18 protein-coding genes and 1 pseudogene are annotated in these 19,502 nt (G+C 35.8%); 5 read left to right on the forward strand and 14 right to left on the reverse strand.

What is annotated here, in order from left to right:
• Positions 1–38: 38 nt before the first annotated feature.
• Positions 39–2,504 carry an endonuclease MutS2 gene (locus G7051_RS02170; protein WP_166198188.1) on the forward strand — a complete coding sequence of 822 codons (2,466 nt, stop codon included), beginning with the start codon at positions 39–41 and terminating at the stop codon, positions 2,502–2,504.
• 15 nt (positions 2,505–2,519) lie between these two features.
• Here the strand turns inward: G7051_RS02170 and G7051_RS02175 are convergent, their stop codons facing one another.
• The 3 genes from G7051_RS02175 to G7051_RS02185 all read right to left on the reverse strand — a co-directional run bounded on the left by G7051_RS02175 (position 2,520) and on the right by G7051_RS02185 (position 5,286).
• Positions 2,520–3,659 (reverse strand): endonuclease/exonuclease/phosphatase family protein, encoded by a 1,140-nt coding sequence (locus G7051_RS02175; RefSeq protein WP_166198190.1) that lies wholly within the window; start codon positions 3,657–3,659, stop codon positions 2,520–2,522.
• A 237-nt stretch (positions 3,660–3,896) separates the two neighbouring features.
• Entirely contained in the window at positions 3,897–4,742 is an 846-nt protein-coding gene (locus G7051_RS02180; protein WP_166198192.1) for a lipopolysaccharide assembly protein LapB, read from the reverse strand.
• Between the two features lie 91 nt (positions 4,743–4,833).
• Entirely contained in the window at positions 4,834–5,286 is a 453-nt protein-coding gene (locus tag G7051_RS02185) for a hypothetical protein (RefSeq protein WP_166198194.1), read from the reverse strand.
• Between the two features lie 236 nt (positions 5,287–5,522).
• Here G7051_RS02185 and G7051_RS02190 point away from each other — a divergent pair, with 236 nt between their 5' ends.
• Both G7051_RS02190 and G7051_RS02195 read left to right on the forward strand, forming a co-directional pair.
• Positions 5,523–7,337 carry a DUF349 domain-containing protein gene (locus tag G7051_RS02190; protein WP_166198196.1) on the forward strand — a complete coding sequence of 605 codons (1,815 nt, stop codon included), beginning with the start codon at positions 5,523–5,525 and terminating at the stop codon, positions 7,335–7,337.
• 315 nt (positions 7,338–7,652) lie between these two features.
• Positions 7,653–8,153: a flavodoxin gene (locus tag G7051_RS02195; protein WP_166110335.1), complete on the forward strand. Its 501-nt coding sequence runs from the start codon at positions 7,653–7,655 to the stop codon at positions 8,151–8,153.
• Between the two features lie 64 nt (positions 8,154–8,217).
• Here the strand turns inward: G7051_RS02195 and G7051_RS02200 are convergent, their stop codons facing one another.
• The 5 genes from G7051_RS02200 to G7051_RS02220 form a co-directional block, all read right to left on the reverse strand.
• Entirely contained in the window at positions 8,218–8,661 is a 444-nt protein-coding gene (locus G7051_RS02200; RefSeq protein WP_166198198.1) for a thioesterase family protein, read from the reverse strand.
• A 17-nt stretch (positions 8,662–8,678) separates the two neighbouring features.
• Entirely contained in the window at positions 8,679–8,972 is a 294-nt protein-coding gene (locus G7051_RS02205) for a DUF721 domain-containing protein (protein WP_166110341.1), read from the reverse strand.
• Positions 8,973–8,976: 4 nt separating this feature from the next.
• On the reverse strand, positions 8,977–10,077 hold the full coding sequence (locus G7051_RS02210) for a DNA replication/repair protein RecF (protein WP_166198200.1): 1,101 nt from the start codon (positions 10,075–10,077) through the stop codon (positions 8,977–8,979).
• Positions 10,078–10,195: 118 nt separating this feature from the next.
• Positions 10,196–10,948 carry a DUF5040 domain-containing protein gene (locus G7051_RS02215; RefSeq protein WP_166198202.1) on the reverse strand — a complete coding sequence of 251 codons (753 nt, stop codon included), beginning with the start codon at positions 10,946–10,948 and terminating at the stop codon, positions 10,196–10,198.
• An 81-nt stretch (positions 10,949–11,029) separates the two neighbouring features.
• Entirely contained in the window at positions 11,030–12,394 is a 1,365-nt protein-coding gene (locus G7051_RS02220; protein WP_166198204.1) for an APC family permease, read from the reverse strand.
• 212 nt (positions 12,395–12,606) lie between these two features.
• On the opposite strand from G7051_RS02220, the pseudogene G7051_RS02225 reads away from it, so the two are divergent.
• Positions 12,607–12,759, forward strand: a pseudogene (locus G7051_RS02225) (endonuclease VIII); the annotation flags it as partial.
• A gap of 69 nt (positions 12,760–12,828) precedes the next feature.
• Here the strand turns inward: G7051_RS02225 and G7051_RS02230 are convergent.
• Positions 12,829–14,610: a biotin/lipoyl-containing protein gene (locus tag G7051_RS02230; protein ID WP_166198206.1), complete on the reverse strand. Its 1,782-nt coding sequence runs from the start codon at positions 14,608–14,610 to the stop codon at positions 12,829–12,831.
• Between the two features lie 591 nt (positions 14,611–15,201).
• Here G7051_RS02230 and G7051_RS02235 point away from each other — a divergent pair.
• Positions 15,202–15,846 (forward strand): biopolymer transporter ExbD, encoded by a 645-nt coding sequence (locus tag G7051_RS02235; RefSeq protein ID WP_166198207.1) that lies wholly within the window; start codon positions 15,202–15,204, stop codon positions 15,844–15,846.
• Between the two features lie 169 nt (positions 15,847–16,015).
• Here G7051_RS02235 and G7051_RS02240 read toward each other — a convergent pair whose 3' ends face one another.
• The 5 genes from G7051_RS02240 to G7051_RS02260 all read right to left on the reverse strand — a co-directional run bounded on the left by G7051_RS02240 (position 16,016) and on the right by G7051_RS02260 (position 19,438).
• A complete protein-coding gene (locus tag G7051_RS02240; protein ID WP_166198208.1) occupies positions 16,016–16,612 on the reverse strand; it encodes a hypothetical protein in 597 nt (198 codons plus the stop codon).
• Between the two features lie 99 nt (positions 16,613–16,711).
• On the reverse strand, positions 16,712–17,182 hold the full coding sequence (locus G7051_RS02245) for a single-stranded DNA-binding protein (protein ID WP_166110368.1): 471 nt from the start codon (positions 17,180–17,182) through the stop codon (positions 16,712–16,714).
• A gap of 178 nt (positions 17,183–17,360) precedes the next feature.
• Positions 17,361–17,879 (reverse strand): mechanosensitive ion channel family protein, encoded by a 519-nt coding sequence (locus G7051_RS02250; protein ID WP_166198209.1) that lies wholly within the window; start codon positions 17,877–17,879, stop codon positions 17,361–17,363.
• Between the two features lie 157 nt (positions 17,880–18,036).
• A complete protein-coding gene (locus tag G7051_RS02255) occupies positions 18,037–18,549 on the reverse strand; it encodes a ferritin (protein ID WP_166110373.1) in 513 nt (170 codons plus the stop codon).
• Positions 18,550–18,685: 136 nt separating this feature from the next.
• Positions 18,686–19,438, reverse strand: a complete 753-nt coding sequence (locus G7051_RS02260) for a YgcG family protein (RefSeq protein WP_166198211.1) — start codon at positions 19,436–19,438, stop codon at positions 18,686–18,688.
• Between the last annotated feature and the right edge of the window lie 64 nt (positions 19,439–19,502).

Raw genomic sequence — 19,502 nt, forward strand, 5'->3', positions numbered from 1 at the left:
AGGTCTGGAACCTTACTTAATCACAGAGAAAGAGGAAAGTGATATACCCCGATAATTTTGAACAAAAAATAGGATTTGATAAAATCCGCAGTTTAATTGCGTCCAAGTGCCTAAGTACGCTAGGCGAAGAAAAGACCGACGAAATGATTTTTTCGTCAGACTATAACACGATACAAAGTCAACTTTCGCAAACAGACGAATTTATACGCATCATTCAGGAAGAAGATAATTTTCCTGTTAACCATTTCTTCGATGTACGTCCCGCCCTTAAAAATATACGGGTAGAAGGTACATGGCTCGAAGAAAATGCAGTATTTGACCTTCGCCGGTCCTTACAAACCATCAGAGATATTGTCAGTTTTCTAAAAAAGGAAGACGAAGAAAATACCCCCTATCCTCATTTGCAAGAATTAGCAGGAGAAGTGCTTATTTTCCCTCAACTTCTAACCCGTATAGATCATATATTGGATAAATACGGACGTATCAAAGACAACGCATCTCCCGAACTGAACCGTATCCGTAAAGAGATAACCCATGTATCGGGAGGTATTTCCAAAAGTCTGAATGCGATATTACGTGCCGCACAATCAGAAGGATTAGTCGAAAAAGACGTAAGCCCAACCATGCGTGACGGACGATTGGTAATACCCGTTGCACCTGCTTTTAAACGAAAGCTGAAAGGTATCGTGCACGATGAGTCGGCATCAGGAAAGACCATTTTTATTGAGCCTGCCGAAGTGGTAGAAGCCAATAACCGTGTACGTGAATTGGAAAGCGAAGAGCGTAGGGAAATTGTAAAAATCCTAATCGCTTTTACAGATGAAGTACGCCCTTTAGCACCCGACATCGTTCAATCATACGATTTTCTGGCTTGGATAGACTTTATCCGCGCCAAGGCTCGTTTTGCTTTGGACATTGAAGCAATAAGACCCACTGTAGAAAATACACAACAGGTAGGCTGGGATAAAGCCAAACATCCCCTACTCTATCTTTCGCACAAAAAACAGAATAAGTCTATTATTCCACTTGATATTTGGCTGGATAGCGAAAACCGTCTGCTTATCATATCAGGACCTAATGCAGGAGGTAAATCGGTCTGCCTAAAAACAGTCGGTCTACTGCAATATATGGTACAATGCGGATTATTGATTCCTCTGGCTGAGAGTTCAAAAGTCGGCATTTTCGACAAGATATTTATAGATATAGGTGACGAGCAATCGATAGAAAACGACTTGAGTACATATAGCTCGCATCTTACCAATATGAAAATGTTTGTACGTAATTGCGATTCAAAATCACTATTATTGATTGATGAATTTGGTGGAGGAACCGAGCCTCAAATCGGTGGAGCAATTGCCGAATCGTTGCTGAAACGTTTCAATGAAAAAGAATCGTTCGGTGTAATTACTACTCACTATCAGAACTTGAAACATTTTGCCAACGAACACCAAGGTGTTGTTAATGGTGCTATGCTCTATGATCGACATTTGATGCAACCCCTCTTCACATTATCAATAGGTAATCCCGGAAGTTCGTTTGCCATAGAAATTGCACGTAAAATAGGTTTGCCGGAGGATGTAATTGCCGAAGCTTCAGAAATTGTAGGTAGCGACTATATTAATATGGACAAGTACCTGCAAGATATTGTTCGTGATAAGCGTTATTGGGAAACCAAACGTCAAAGTGTTCGCCAGAAAGAAAAACGCTTGGAGGAGATAACATCTCAATATGAAACAGACCTGACTGATGTAGGTAAACAACGCAAAGAGATTATTCGACAAGCAAAGGAGGAAGCTCAACGCTTACTTTCAGACGCTAATGCGAAAATTGAAAATACAATTCGCAGTATAAAAGAAGCTCAGGCCGAAAAAGAAAAGACAAAGGAAGTACGCCAGGGTCTTGCTGCATTCAAAGCAAAGCTGGAAGCTGAAGAAACTCAGGTTGATGACAAAATAAGCCGTAAAATTCAGAAGTTGCAGGAAAGGGAGAAAAGCAAAAAAGAAAAACCCAAAGCGACTAAAGAAGAAAAACTTCAAACTATTTCGGTTGGAGACAGTGTCCGCATGAAAGGACAAACTTCAGCCGGAGAAGTCATGGAAATTCAAGGTAAAAATGCAGTTGTAGCTTTCGGTATGATAAAATCGACAGTCAAACTCGAAAGTCTTGAACGGGTTAGCAAGAATCAAATTAAACGAGAGGCTCAGAAAAGTACATTCGTCAGTTCTCAAACCAGCGATATGACCTATGATAAGAAACTAAACTTCAAACAAGAAATAGACTTACGGGGAATGCGTGGTGATGAAGCCTTGCAAGCCGTAATGTATTTCATAGACGATGCTATTCAAATCGGAGCAGGACGTGTCCGTATACTCCATGGAACGGGTACAGGTGCTTTACGCCAGATTATACGGGATTATCTTCGAACTGTAAATGGAGTAAAGAATTATCAGGATGAGCATGTCCAGTTTGGAGGTGCAGGCATTACAATAGTTGACTTGGATTAACCATCCAAGTCTCTATTACTTAAATTTAATCCACGCCCAAATCGGATAATGGTCTGAATATTTAACATCACCCACCGTACAATTATAAGCTTGAAGATTAAGGCTGTGCATAATATAATCTATCCTAAAATAAAAGCCGTCTTCATGATACGTTATGCCGACTCCTCTTCCGGTATACTTAAAAGCATCCAGAAAATTGCCTTTTATCGTTTCATAAGCATATGATATCGGAGGCTCATTAAAATCACCACAAACAATCATTGCATCCGTTTTCTCCCTTTGTATCCGAATACAATCAGCTATAATATTTGCCTGTGTAGCCCGTGTTTTAAAAGCCGGATCTAAATGACTGCGTATGGTCTGAGTAACTGCATCCAACTTCTTTCGGTTTTTATCAACCACCAGTTCTTTAAACAGAACCTTATCTTCGGCTGTAAGTCTGTTAGATTCCAAGTGATTATTCACAATAGTCAGAGACTTCTTTCCTATCTTTATCTCATACATTCCCGCCCCATTAAAAGCACTTTCAATCGGAATCCGTGCAACCTTTTCTATCGGAAATTTAGAATAGCAAGCTAAACCATACATACATGAGTTTATAGTATCACCCAATCGGATAATAGTACGATAAGGATATTCCTCTAAAAAGCCATCTAATTCTTCGAGTGAAATTATCTTGTCTTTATCTTTTTTTTCTTCCACTGCAAATTCCTGCATACAGATAATATCGGCTCCACTATTTGCCATATATGAAAATATAGGGTTATTACGAGCTTCGTCACCTGTCAACCAATCAAATCCTCTGACATTATAGGACATTATCTTAAAACTCTTCTCGGGAATATCTTTTGAGGGAGAATTTAATGGAATATATGTATTGATCGAGTTCCAGCAAAACAGAAGGATAACTAACTGGATTACAAAATATTTCCATTTCAGAAAAACAAGCCAAAGAATAAAAAAACAGACATTAATAAAAAGCAGTATTGGAAAACCTAATCCCAGATAAGATATAATTACAAAATCAAATGGAGATGTCACCGGTGCCAACGTAGAAAGGAGTAATAGCAATGCAACTAAAACATTTACGGTGAGGATCAGATACTTCAACCCCTTACTTACATTTATTACTAAATGTTTACCTTTAATACCCATACAAACCCTTCTTTTCTTTTCGGCAACGAAGATATACTTATCTATCGAAATCTGCTCTATCGTTTAAGACTCTTTAATAGAAAATATAACATCAAAGATAAAAAGATTGTTTTAAGAGGGCTATAAAACAATCTTGGGTTTACAGATTACACAAAGCCGTGCATTAGTGCAGTCATAATACAAAAAGTTCCTTCTTAAAAAAGAAGGAACTCTGATTTATATATAAAATTTTTAATATTATACCAATCTCTTACGAGGAACTCTGTTTCTATAATTTACAATCTCCCTTTTGCCATCTCTATCGGCGACAATAGCAGAAGATCCTAAATTTTCGAGACGTTCTACCTCTACCCAGCATTTCTGGGCCTCATCTTCATTCCCAAACTGTTCATGAATCAATGCTTTAACGTAGACTGCATCAACAAATTCATCAGATTCGCAATATATTTTATTTAGACATTCCAATGCAGTATCGTATTTCTCCAGTTCATACAAAGCTTCACCTTTGAAATATAGTCCTAAAGGATGATTCTCCTTTATTTCCAAAAAGATATTACTATAATGGAGCAACTCTTGAAATTTATTGTATTCGGACAAAACCCTCAACAAATACTTTAACGACATGGTATACAACCGGTCAGCTGCATCTAATTTCGTAAAGCTGACAATGGCTTTTTCGCATTCAGCACGATACTTATCAGGAGATTCAACATTTAACAGTGCAGCTAAGTAGTTTATTATTCCAATACTGAAGCTGGAACTGGATGGGGAAATCTTTGCAAACCAAGCGAAAGCTTCTTCGTATTGTCCGGTATTTACGTAAGCACCAACAACATCAACCATTGCCTGATCATAGTTTGGTACAGAAGGTGATAGTTTTGCAAACCACTCGATAACCTGTTCATCTTCGCCTAAAGCAGATAAAGAGCTTAAGATATGGATTAGTGCCTCATCATAGTGCTTGTTGGACGAATTGACTTGCTTAAAATACTTAATGGCGTCGGGGTAATTGTCTCCTTCGAGACATTTTACCCCTTGCTCAAAATTTTCATTTGCCTTTTTAAAAAAATCAAAAAGTCCCATTAAAAAAAATTAGTTAGTGTGCTTGAGGAAACTCATTCGTATTAATAGAGTAAAATAACTTCAGTTTTCCATAAAGCAATCGAAAAAAACATCAATCATTTTTATAGGGAATGCTTTTCGACTCACAAATTTCTATAATCTGGCTTTTTACATTCTTCAGGTCATCATACTTTAACCCACTGATATCCACAGTATATTGTTTACCATCAGTCTCTGACATTTTCAAATAACTCACGCCCAATGCTATTTCTCGAACACTAATCCATTCAGCCTTATATACCGATTTCTGATTCGGCATTTTAACATAAATACGACTCGAGTCCATTGCAAAAATCGGACGAGCTGCCCATACCGTTACATTCAGAATAAGAATAGCTCCAAGTACGATCAAAACCAATGCTGCAAAAAAGTCAAACGTAAACGTATTATTCAATGCCTGCATTACTGATTGGTAAAGACCATATAAAACGGCATATCCACCTATAACAAAGCATAAGACCTTCTGACTTTTTGAGTCATTATAATTAATTACATATTCATTCATATAGTTTCGTTTTATGTTTATACCTAACAAAGGTAAAATTTTAACCGATATTATATATGTAAATGATTTTTAAAATAATCTTAGAATTTTAAGCAGCAGCAAGGCTAATATCCTAGCTAATCTAACAATATGAACAAAAATAAAAGCAATAAATAGTCTTAATACGGAAAATATTTTATTAATTTGTGTTATAAGAAAATTAAGAAGTGGAATACCGAACCTAATTACCCCCTATTATGAATGAGAATATTGATCCTGCATTGCCTCTAAACGAAGAAACAGAGAATAAACAAGAGCAAGCAGAAATAACTACTGAGCCACAAGTTGCAGAATCTAAATCTTTTACAAAAGAAGAGATTATAAAAAACTTGCAAGAATTATCAGCAAAAGCAGAGGTACCGACCCGTGCTGATGTAGATAATTTGAAACAATCGTTCTATAAATTAAAATCGGCAGAGAATGAAACCTTGAAAGAACAATTTGTAGCCGATGGAGGTGATATTAATTCGTTTGTTATTCCAACCGATCCTATCGAGGAAGAATTCAAAACACTTCTTAATACTATCAAAGAGAAAAGAGCTAAAGCTTTGGCTGACGAAGAAAAAATAAAAGAAGACAATCTCGTAAAGAAAGAGAGAATCATCGAAGCCATTAAAAATCTGACAGAAAGCACAGACGATTTTAATAAATTATACAAAGAATTTAAAGACCTGCAACAACAATGGAATGAGATTAAACTTATTCCTGCAGCAAAGGTCAACGAAATATGGAAAGCATATCAGTTGCATTCCGAAAAATTCTATGATCTGATCAAGATCAATAATGAATTTAGAGACTACGACTTCAAAAAGAATCTGGAAATTAAAACCAGTATCTGCGAAGTTGTAGAAAAACTACAGGAAGAATCGGATGTAGTTTCGGCATTTCACCAATTACAAAATTTCCATCAACAATGGAGAGAAATCGGACCTGTAGCTAAAGAATTCAGAGATGAAATATGGGAGCGTTTCAAAGCTGCATCCACCGAAATCAATAAAAAACACCAAAGCCATTTCGAAGAACTTAAAGGGCAGGAAGAAACAAATTTAATTGAGAAAACGGCTATATGCGATACTTTAAAAGCTATTGACTATTCTCAACTTAAGAACTTCAAAGACTGGGATGAAAAAAGCCACGAAATAATTGCTCTTCAAGCTAAATGGAAAACGATAGGGTTTGTTCCTAAAAAAGTAAACAGCCAAATATTCGAACAATATCGAGCATTATGCGATACTTTCTTTGAGAAAAAAGCAGAATTCTTCAAACATCAAAAAGATGATATGGAAGAAAATCTGAATAAAAAGAGAGCACTTTGCGAGAAAGCCGAAGCATTGAAAGACAGTACTGATTGGAGAAAAACAACTGACGAACTTATCGCTATCCAAAAAGAATGGAAAACAATAGGTGCAGTACCTCGTAAGCATTCAGATGCAATCTGGAAACAATTTGTTACTGCTTGTGATTATTTCTTTGAACAAAAGAACAGCAATACATCTTCTCAAAAAGAAGAAGAAGTAGCAAACCTTGCAACGAAAAAAGAAATTATCGAGAAAATAAACGCTCTTTCAGAACAAACTGACTTAGCGGATCCAATGGCTACCTTACGTGAGCTGATGAACGAATGGCATCAAGTAGGCTTTGTTCCTTTCAAGGAAAAAGATAAAATCTACAAAGAGTACCAAACGGCACTTGATGTACAATTTGATCGCCTGAAAATGGATAAATCGGAACGCAGATTACAATCATTCAAATCGAATGTAGATGATATCGCTAAATCCGAAAGACCTAAAGGCCGATTATTCAGAGAGAGAGAAAAGCTTATGCACCAATTCAATAAAGTAAAATCTGACTTACAGACTTACGAAAACAACATGGGTTTTCTGTCTATATCAAAAGGAGCAAGCGGCTTATTAAAAGATATGGAGCACAAAATTCAGGATCTGAAGAACGAGCTCGAACTTATTGCTCAGAAAATAGAAACTATTGATAACAATTTAAACTCTATTGATTAGTATTTAGAATCAAGCATATAAAGAAGGCAAATCAATTGATTTGCCTTCTTTGTTTTCTATAATATTAAATAAATTAGGCAGTACACACAAACATTATCTAGATTTGGATGTTATTATTTGAAATGAATTTAAATAATGGTCTTAGATTTTTCAATTTGATTTCAGCAGAAATATAGCAAAATATAGCATTCAATCGTTTTTATTAAGGTCACAGACCTTTTTATTACTTTGGAAAGTATAACAAATATAGATTGTTACAACTATAAAATATACCAATAAATTTTATTCTTTACTTATTTATAATAAAACTGAATTATGAGCAAAATAGCGATCGTTTACGGAACTTCAACCGGTGCAACCGAAGGGGTAGCATCTAAAATTGAAAAAGTATTAGGAAATGCGGATACTCAAATCTTCGATGTAGCCAGAGTAACTGTTGATCAATTGAAGCCTTTTGATTTTCTAATTTTAGGAGCATCAACTACAGGTTACGGTGACCTTCAGGATGATTGGGACTCTTTCCTTCCTAAATTCAAAGCATTTGATTTTACAGGAAAAAAAGTAGCTTTATTCGGACTTGGAGACAGCTCTTCTTATTCTGATACATTTGCAAATGGCATGGCTGTTATTTACGAAGCAATCAAAGATAATGCAGAAATAGTAGGAGCAGTATCAACTGAAGGATACACCTACGATGATTCGGAAGCTGTAGTTGACGGAAACTTTGTTGGTTTAGCTTTGGACGAAGATAATGAATTTGACCAAACAGATGCTCGTATTGCGGCATGGGTAAAAGACCTGAAACAATACATTTAAGTAAATACTATATATGACAACAAATAGCCCGACTCTAATCAAGTCGGGCTATTTTATTTTAAATTTAGAACTTCATACCTTCAAACTCAGACATTCCATGTCTCCAAATTTCGGGTACAGCCATTGCTTGACTAGTTTTGGGATTATAAGCTACAACAACGGAATGACAACGACATTTGATTTCGCCCGTCAAAACATTCCTGACTTGCTGAAGAAAAACAACACTCTTGGTTCCTATCTTAGTAACCTTTGTATCTACAGCTACTTTCTCTTTATAAAATACAGGTGAAATAAAATCGACCTCAATACGAGCTATTACAATAATACCATCTGTCCAACTCACATAAGAGGTTCTGAGATTTTCAAGATAATCAATCTTTCCCAGATCAAAATAACTGAAATATATATTGTTATTAATATGCCCCAATGCGTCTATATCATTAAAACGAATCTGTATGGGCAACGAACTTTTAAATGTATCTCTCGATACGTCTTCTTTAACTTCCATCTTATTTACAATTGCACTTATCTGAATACAATGTCTTTTACAACGTTCAATCCGGCGTGTGTATTCAGATTTGTTATTAATTTTTCCTTACACATCATCAACTCCGAACGTAAAACGGACGATGTCAAACTAACATATAATATATTGTTCCTTAAATATACATTGGTTGTGTATGAGGCAATAACGGGACCCAAAGTTTTCGCCCAGCCACTTATAACACGGCTTTCGGCCAGTTTCCGTTTAAAGAATTGATTCTCTTCAAAAAACTGTTTCAGAACTTCGCCTAAGCTTTCGGTATTTCGCTTCCTCATACTTTTACTTTAATTGAAGTACTCCTCCACCCTCTACCTGATAGAGACGGTAATCACTATTTAAACCTTTAAGTATCTCATCCAGATGATCCCTATTGGTATCTGTAATAAAAATCTGACCAAAATTATCTTCCGACACCAGCTTTACAATCTGTTCTACACGGGTTGAATCGAGTTTATCAAAAATGTCATCCAATAATAATATAGGTGTAGTTGATCCTGCTTTTTTCAGGAAATCGAACTGAGCCAGCTTCATAGCCACCACATAGGTTTTATTTTGCCCCTGAGAACCAACTTTCTTGATCGAATAATCATCCATACGCATATCCAAATCGTCGCGATGAATGCCTGCTGTTGTGTATCCGAGAATTTTATCTCTCTCCCGTTTATGTTTCAACAAATCAACCAGATTTCCTTCGTCAAGCGGCGACTCATATTTTAATTCGACCGTTTCATTCGATTGACATATAAAATTATAATAATACTGAAACGTCGGTATAAATTGCTCTACAAAAGCCTTTCGCTTAGTATGTATAATCTGCCCTTCATAGGCAAGTTGTTCTTCCCAAAGCTCGTAAAGTGATTCATCGGCCTGCATATCCGATTTCAGTAATGCATTACGTTGCTGCAAAGCTTTGTTATAGCGAATAAGGGCATGCAAATAATCTTTATCGAATTGTGACAACACAACATCCATAAACTTACGCCGTTCGTCGCTTCCTCCGGTGATTAGATCGGAATCCGAAGGCGAAACCATAACCAAAGGCAAACAACCAATATGATCGGACAATTTTTCGTATTCTTTCTTATTTCGCTTAAATTGCTTTTTCTGACGCCTGCGTAAACTGCAAAAGAACTCTTCTTCGTCACTACCTCCCAACAGGTAATAGCCTTGAATCAAAGCAAAATCGGCATCATGTTTTATGTTTTGGGAATCAACCTGATTGTTATGACTTTTACAGAACGAAAGATAATATACAGCGTCCAACAGATTGGTTTTACCCATTCCATTTTTGCCTATAAAACAGTTCAATTTGGGAGAGAAAGTCAACTCAGCCTGCTCTATATTCTTATAACCTAATATCGATATACGTTCTAAAATCATATAGATACAAAGATAATAAAAATAGAAAGAGCTTTAGTCGATATTACGATTCATCATTGTGCCGAAATAAGTAAAAAAGCATAAGCTATGTTCTATATCTCAAAACACCTCTTTTATCTTATAAAGGCAATACCTTTTTCATTGTATCCACAAATATGGCAGCCATGTGCTGTTGTATAAATTTATCCTCACCTCTCAGTTGATGCCAGCCATATACAACCCCATCTATGGTTTCCGTATTATCGTCGGCATACAATCGGCTCATTTGCAACTTAGTTACAGGGTGAGGTGTATTCTTTGAGAATCCTATATACTTGTCGAACTCAATTACCGGAAATCCCCATTTTTGAGCCAACAATCGAACCGATTCATTGTATATAGGACGGGCATCGTGCCAGTGGGTCGATAAGATAATTATGACAGGTTTACCTGATTGGGTATTATAATATTTTGATTCCTTATCGAACTTGAGATTGTAACAATCCGAAATATATCTTTTGATTACATAATCGTAAGCGGCAGCATAATTAGACCTATCGAAAGGCACTGTATAATCTGTGTAATTTTCCTTCAATGCCGAATTTTCAAAAACATCCATATTATGTACATGCATAATAACAAAAGCATCTGCGTTTTCCAATTCTTCTTTCGAGTACAATGTACCCTCATTCATTTTATTGGCTGCATCGGCAATTGCCTGAGCTCCGACGGCTTTATTTAAAGGCGTAGCATTTAATTCCTTGCAACCCAATTCAAACCAGCCATTCTCGTAAGAAGCAAAAGACGCTCCTGTCATTAAGATGTTATATTTCTCCTGAGCTGAGACACACAAAAAAACAAATAAGAAAACAAATAAAAATAACTTTTTCATAATCAATTAGAAATACAATAAGTCGAAGTATGCTTTTGTCGGCATTCTCAAACATTAATATTAAATATGTGAACCTTTTTTCTACTTATGGGATTTTCTGAATATCGGATAACAAAGCAAACCTACCAATAATAGACCAACAGATATAATCCAATAAATAACAGGAACGATAGAACCTATTATTCCAAAATAGATGAATACCAGAGAGAATATAAATGCAAAGAACAATCGTATATTATTTGCTTTCGAAGATTCTATTTTTCGTTTCTTAATCAATACGTACTCTGATATGATAGTAACCAGATAAGTCGGCAGATTAATAAAAGCTGCCACCGTTGTAATATTTACAAAATGCGAAAGACCTTGCGTATTACCACTGATATCGGAATAAAAATTCAGAAAGAAGAAAATAGAAGTAATTACTCCCGAAGCAATCAGTGCTACATAAGGAGTCGAATATTTCGGATGAATCTTAGCAAAAGAAGCGATAAAAAATTTGTCCTTACTTGCTGCATATATACTTCTGCCTGTTGTAAGAATCCATCCCGACAAAGCTCCCACCACAGATATAAGAATAGCTATATTAATTATATTACCTCCCATATTGGTTCCTAATGCAAGATTTATTACATCTGCAAATGGAGAATTAGATTCAGCTAACTGATCTTGAGGAATAAGGGCAAGAAGTGAGATATTAATAAGTATATAAATAAAACCAACAATAGTCAATCCCCACACCACACTCCGCTGAATATTACGCTCGGGATTCTTTATTTCCCCTCCTGCCATAGTCGAACTTTCGAGACCCGTAAAAGCCCAAAAGATTAAAGCTATTGCAGCCGAAAACATTTTATATATATCGGTCTCTCCCTGTAATGACAAAGGTAATGAATTACTCACAAAAAGATCGAAATTAAGATGAGGTACAGCCAACAAAATAACCAAAATAAACACACTTGATTTCAAAATGGTAGTAACGATACTGATCCATCCGGCAAACTTAACTCCACAAATATTTATGTAAGTGAAAAGCCAAAGGATAAACAAAGTAGCGATTAATTTGCTGACCGGAAAATCAAGTACAGGAATTAACTGTGCTAATTGAGTAAAAATAAGATCAACAATGGCAGCATTTCCAACCGCCGAACCTACCCACCAAACAAGGCTGACTATATATCCCCAGAATTTACCTAAGGCTGCTTCCGTATATACCACCGGACCTCCTGCTTTAGGTATCGATCGGCTTAAATTACCATAACTCAAAGCGATTATAGTTGCCCCGATAGCAACCACAATCCAAGCCAATATAATAATGGATGGTGTTGCCACTTTAGCCAAAGCGGCGGGTAATCCGAAGACTCCCGAACCAATCATATTCCCGACAACAATAGTAATTGCTGCCAAAAGCCCCAAGTCTCTTTTAAGTGAAGTATTTTTAGAAGACATCTAAGAAAAATTAAGTAAAAGGAAATATATAATAGTATATTTTTGTTGATAGGGCAGACCTATGAGTCTGTCCGAAATCGGTGAATACACAGGCTCACCCATACAGCCAAAGCAATAAATGGCTCTGCGAACTTAAATTGCGGGGCAAATATAATAAACAAAAAACGATGGAATACTATTTTCTTAAACGTAACCATAGGATATCTTTATATAAAAAAGATATATACGGAAAGTCGGGACGCTACAAGTCAATTCTATCTAAAAATACGTATAAAGAGCCTTGCTTGAATTGTGGCGATACCATCATAAAAGAAGCATATCTGGGTGGATGCATTTACTATTGCCCTACCTGCCAACGAATATAAACAAAGAGTGGCTATTCGTAAATGAATAACCACTCTTCAATATATTAAACAATCAAAAGATCAGTGATCTTAGTTGATAAACGCAAGCACTTGATTTTTCTGAACCTTAGCACCTTGTTTAGTTTCGATCTGAACAATCTTACCCGATTTCAAAGCTTTCACTTCTTCGATACCATAATAAGCTTGGATGAAAGCAATTATATCACCTTCTTTTACCGAAGTACCTACTACCGGAGCAGTAGACTCGTCAGCCAAATCGATCTGCCAGATTACTTGTCCCGAAACAGGAGCTTGTAAAGGTTGAGCATCAGGATATTTTTCTGTTACTTTTTCAATATCGAAATTAGGTATTTCAACAATAGGACGAGTTACGATAATTGGAGCTCCGGCAGCAGCTTTCGCTTTTTCCAGATCAGCATTGAAACGCTCTTTAGCCAATCCCGATTTATAATCACGGTATTGACGGTCGTGCATTGCCAACTCAAATAACTCTTCATCATCTTGGCCATAATCCCATCCGTTCTCGTCCATTTCTTTACGATATGTATCAAGAGCATCCGGATATTCTTCTTGAGGATTTCCGGTATAGAATTCAAGATTCTTAGATTTAGCCAATTCGATAATTTCGTCATCCAATTTACCGGGAAGCATACCTGTTCTACCTAGAATCATATTCCAGCTATCCTTATCGATATTCGAGAAACGAGCTTGTCCTTGTGCCATAGAGAAAATGTTCATAAGAGCAATATTCTTCACATATTGGCTGAAAGGTGTTACTAAGGGAGGATAACCTAATTTAGGCCATATATAAGCAACTTCATCAAACAGTTGAACTACAAGATCATTCAATGTAACTTCGGCTTTACCATTGTTGCGAAGTGCCATATTGATAGCCGAATGCATACCTTTAAGGTCAGCCATCATCGATCCCATCATTCCTCCGGGAAGACCGCAACCAACAAGTAACGAAGTCATTATTTTATTAGATGGATCGATAAAGTATCCTAAGAAATCATCAATGAAAGATTGTGTCAAAGCACGAGCTTCCATATACGCTTTCATATTGATATCCGGCACCGAAAATCCTGCATCCTTCAACATGGCTTGCAATGTAATGATATCAGGGTGTACCATTCCCCATGATAGAGGTTCGATAGCTGCATCTAAGTAATCGGCTCCTGCACGTGCAACTTCTAACATCGAAGCAACCGAGAAACCGGGTCCTGTATGACCATGATATTCAATAGGAATATTAGGATGTCTGTCTTTTAGTGCTTTTGTCAATTTTCCAAGAAAAGCAGGACGACCTACACCGGCCATATCTTTCAAGCAAAATTCGTCAGCACCAAAATCAACTAGTTTATCTGCGAAATTTACATAATAATCAACTGTATGGATTGGCGAGTGAGTGATACAAAGGGCAGTCTGAGAGATCATACCTGCTTCTTTGGCATACTTAACCGACAATTCAAGATTTCGAGGATCATTCAATCCATCAAAAGAACGGGATATATTAGTTCCTTGTGCACATTTAACTTTAAACATCAAACGACGTACATCTTTTGGCACAGGGTTCATACGCAAACCGTTCAAACCACGTTCCAACATATGAGTCTGGATTCCTACTGCATTGAAAGGAGCGGTCCATTCGCGAACAGCCGTATTGGGGTTTTCGCCATAAAGAAGATTTACCTGTTCGAAAGCACCACCATTTGTCTCCACACGAGCAAAACAGCCCATATCAATAATAACCGGTGCGATTTGTGTTAACTGATCTACACGTGGCTGGTATTTTCCGGACGACTGCCACATGTCACGATAAACGAGACTAAATTTGATTTCTCTTCCCATAGTGTTTTTATGTAATGTTCAAAGATAAAATTGGTTTCTGGAGACCAATTCGATCTTAAAATTATAGTGAATTCTATTGCGATATTAAACCTTCGTTAAGGTTATACAAATTTAGAGTTTTCATTTCAATTAAGACGAAAAAATAAGATATTAAAATTATCAATTTGACATAAAAAGTAATGATAATTATTAAAACTGCACTATTACCTCAAAAGTGTGCAATAAAATAAGTTACGCTACCATCAAACTGTAATTTACTTTTACAAAAGCCAATTATCATACACGTCAGACTTAATTCATAATATCTATTTTCCGCTATGTATAACTGACACTTTTTAAATAAACTTTCTTAACTTATATTATTATGTAACTCATTTCTCTTTAGACATAACTAGCAATAGAAGAAAAACCAACTTTCAAAGAAAGATTTTACAGCCACATAATCTCCTACATTCCAACAACTTAAAATCAGACAAATTCCTTTTTCGCTTTTTTTTCTACTTTTTCTCCTATACCTATTATGGAATTCCAATCCTATTTTACTCTATTATGTAGACAAACGAATTATAAACAACTTTAATTCTTACCGTCATGGCTGAAATGAATACAAACTCCAATAATGGAGATAAAAAGAAGAAAGGGCAACCTACAAAAATGAATCTTCGTGTTGATTTCACTCCCATGGTGGACATGAACATGCTGTTGATAACGTTTTTCATGCTATGCACAACACTTTCAGCACCTCAGGTGATGGATATAGTGATGCCGGCAAAAACTCCGATAGATGTCGTAGATGGACCTGAAAGCCCAGCTTCAAAAACCATAACATTGCTCTTGAGTGAGAATGATCAGGTCTTTTATTATTGGGGAATACCTGAATATCAAAATCCAAACTCTCTACAAAAGACAGATTTGGGAGTAGATGGGCTTAGAAATGTTCTTTTAGAAAGAAATGGAGTTTTAGCTCAACAAGTTAAGGATTTAAAACAAAAAAGATATAAAAAAGAGATTTCGGAAGAACAATTCAAAAATGAATTATCAGAACTGAAGAAATCGAAAGAAAGCATAACCGTTATAGTAAAACCAACAAATAGTTCTACATATAACAATTTGGTAAAAACTCTGGATGAAATGCAAATATGCAGCGTTGGTAAATACGCCATTGTAGATCCCGAAGCAGGAGACAATTATTTAATTGAAAATTACAACAACTTTAGCTTAGCACAAGCGAGATAAATATCAAACAACCCTCTTTTATTACTACTTTTGATTGAAACGCCGTAAAACAGAAACTACGCTGATTTACGGCTTTCATCTTTTTTATAGGCAACAAGCTATAAAAGTATACAGACTATTTCAGAGTTAAAACGTTCTCTAATCAATTGATACAGTCAGAATTGATTCCTTATTTACCCTGCCAACTAAATGTATTTATCATTTCCTGAATATCTTCCATTACAAATTCTGTAATTGGTGCAACCGAATCTGAATTGACTTTTTCTGCATAATAAAATGATCCTCTAAAAAAATGGCTCACACTATCGGTAAGAAAAAATTGAATTGGTGTCGCTACACTACCTTCTATAGAATACACTGTTCCCGATACACCTCTATCAACATTAGTATATGTCTGCTGAATTATTTCATCAGCCTTTAGAGAATGACTAAAAGCCAATTTATAGCTATCCTCCAACACCTTAGGCAAAGTCAATTTAGAAACAGGCAAATAAGTACAATAAATTATAGCATTATACTTAGGATAGATGATATTAAACCATATCTCATTTTCCACCTTAGATTGAAGTGTATCTATATGTACCTGATCCGAATATCTAAATGAAAATTTCGGAAAATTATACTCAACAGTTTCACCTGTTGCATTGTCAATACGATTATAACCTTTTGGTTTAGGCGTATATTCATTACAGGCCGAGACAAACATCAAAAGCATTAGTAATGCAACAACATTTATGGTATTATTCAGATTTTTGATTGATATCATAACCAACTAAATAGGTATAAGGAATCTTTAGTACAAAAAAAATGCAGACATAATTAATATAGATCTGCACTTTTTCATTATATTTTATTGAGATAAAAATTAGAAAGGTAAGTCATCCGCCTCATCTTCCATAGGCGATGAATTTGTTGTTTGAGATTGTGGTGTTGATGGAGTAGAAGCAGGCTGCTGTTGCTGCCCATATCCGCCACCGGTATTACCATCTGACTGAAAATCACCCTTCTTTCCTAAGAGCTCAAGGTTATCAGCATAAATCTCTACAACATATCTTTTTATTCCATTTTGATCGTCATACGAACGAGTTCGAATTTTTCCTTCAACAAACAATTGTGTACCTTTTTTCACAAATTGTTCGGCAACTTTAGCCAAGCCTCTCCAGCAAACAACATTATGCCACTCGGTACGATCGGGAATCTGGGTACCATTGGCAGCCGTATATCCACGTTCGGTAGTTGCTAATGGAAAATTTACAACTGCACTACCATTATCAAAATATCTGATATCGGGATCTTTCCCTACATTACCTATTAATATTACTTTATTGACTGACATCTCTGTTTGTTTTTATTTTAAGATTTGCTAAATTACGATCAACTCTTTGTACAAAACAAATATAATATTTTTTTATGTAAGCATATAATTAAGAATTCTAAAATACCAGTTCCCCATATCATATACCAAACAAGTTATATTATTATATTCATCAAAGCAACAAAAAGATCAGAGCCTCTTATTCTTCTGTATCTTCCCATTTCTTTATGTGAATAATGGAAACTCCTTTTTGAAAGAAAAGAGAATTAGGATATGAAATTATCTCACCTTCATGAGTTCTCAGTAAAGTATGAAACGACAATATATCTTCTACTACAGCATCAAAGGGCATATCTTTATCTAAAATTCGAATATAATCACCAACTCTGAATGTGGATGTGAAAAAGATTATAATTCCGGCTGTTATATTACTAAGTAATGACCATTGAGCAAACATGGCAACTCCTATTACAGCAAATATAGAAGAAAGTGCAACCAGTAGATTACGTGGATCGACCCCCCATATAATTATAAAACAGATGGCAAACATTATATTGATCATAATATTGAATACTCTGACCACTTGTTTTGTGCGTGCTTCTATTTTTTTACTGAATGTGGCATATTTTACAATCAACCTTCTTACTATATACTTTATAATAGGTATTGAAATTACCAAGATAGCTGTTGCTATAATTTGTACAATATATCGTTCCATATTACTATTTGGGGCAAAATCTCGTTATTACACGGCTAGTATATTTATGTCCTGCGACTTGCCTCATAAATATACTGATAAACTCTTTTTCTCTAAAAGCGAAAAGGACGGATTCTTCAATCCATCCTACTCAATAAATTTCTAAAGATTATATATCTTAATCGTTACTTGCAAGCGGAGTATATTTTCTGCTTTTTAGTTCTCTATCTAATGTGTAGATACCAAATCCATTGTCCTTGATCATTTCCAAGCTATCAACCAGATCCTGCGCTGTTGCTTCTTCTTCTACCTGCTCATCAACAAACCATTGGAGCATCGACAAGGTAGCATAATCTTTCTCTTCGTTTGTCAACGTTACAATATTATCGATCATAGTTGTAACTTGTTTCTCGTGAGCCAAAGCAGCCTTAAATGCATCCAAAGGAGTTGCCCAGCTATGTGGTACTTCTTTTATTGGACTGATTACAGCTTGTCCTCCACGAGCTAGGATATAGTCGAAAATTTTCATTGCATGATCCTTTTCTTCTAAACCTTGTACCTTAAACCAGTTTGCAAATCCGTTCTTACCTTCTTTTGCAAAATGAGCTGACATTGAGAGGTACAAATATCCTGACCAAAATTCTGCATTAATTTGTTTATTTAATGCGTCTTCAACTTTCTTACTTATCATAATGACTTTATTTTAGAGTTAATAATAAAATATATAAACTTAATTGACTTGTGACTATTACAAAGATAAACTTTTTACATAGACCAGACTTGCTTCAAATCTCTTTAAATTGGTAATATTACATAGAAAAAATCTATTACCAACCACGTCCTGCACCGCCTCCGCCAAAGCTACCTCCGCCGCCTCCGCCAAAACCTCCGCCACCGGAACGTCCGCCGAACCCACCAAAGCCGCCGCCAATTATGGGAGGAAAAAAGCCTCCGCCTCTTGATCCGTTTCCCTTATTGTTTTTATTTGCTTTACTTATAAAATATATGAACAGCAGCACCAAGATTATCCCGAAGATAATATCGCCCGTTGTTAATTCATCAGTATCTTCATCCGCCTGAAACTGTCCGGATAAATATCCAATCATAGCTTCCACGGCATTTTTTGTTCCGGTATAATAATCATTCTGTTGAAAATAAGGCAGCATATAATTATCAATAATACGCCCTACCCTTGCATCATTTAATTTTTCTTCCAGTCCATATCCTGTAGCTATAAATACTTGCCCTCGACTATTTCCAATCTTAGGTTTAATTAGTATTATCGCCCCATTATTTTTTCCTTTTTGACCAACACCCCACTTTTCTCCTAAACGAAATGCATAATCGGAAACATCATAACCATCCAAATCTTTTACTGTTACAACATATATCTGAGTAGATGTGGTATCATTATATGCAAGCAGCATCTGCTCCAGATTATTGCGATCTTTGTCATTGAAAATGCCTGCAAAATCATTTACCAATCGTGGAGGCGACATCGGATCAGGTAAATTCTGAGCACTGGCAAAACCGCCAATCATTACCAATAATACCAAGAGGTACTTACCAAAAGAGTTCATATGATGATATTTTGAAATCAATTTTCACGTTAAATTATTCTACAATTCAGAGCTATACTTTATC

The sequence above is a fragment of the Dysgonomonas sp. HDW5B genome (genome assembly GCF_011299335.1).
Classification (GTDB): domain Bacteria; phylum Bacteroidota; class Bacteroidia; order Bacteroidales; family Dysgonomonadaceae; genus Dysgonomonas_A.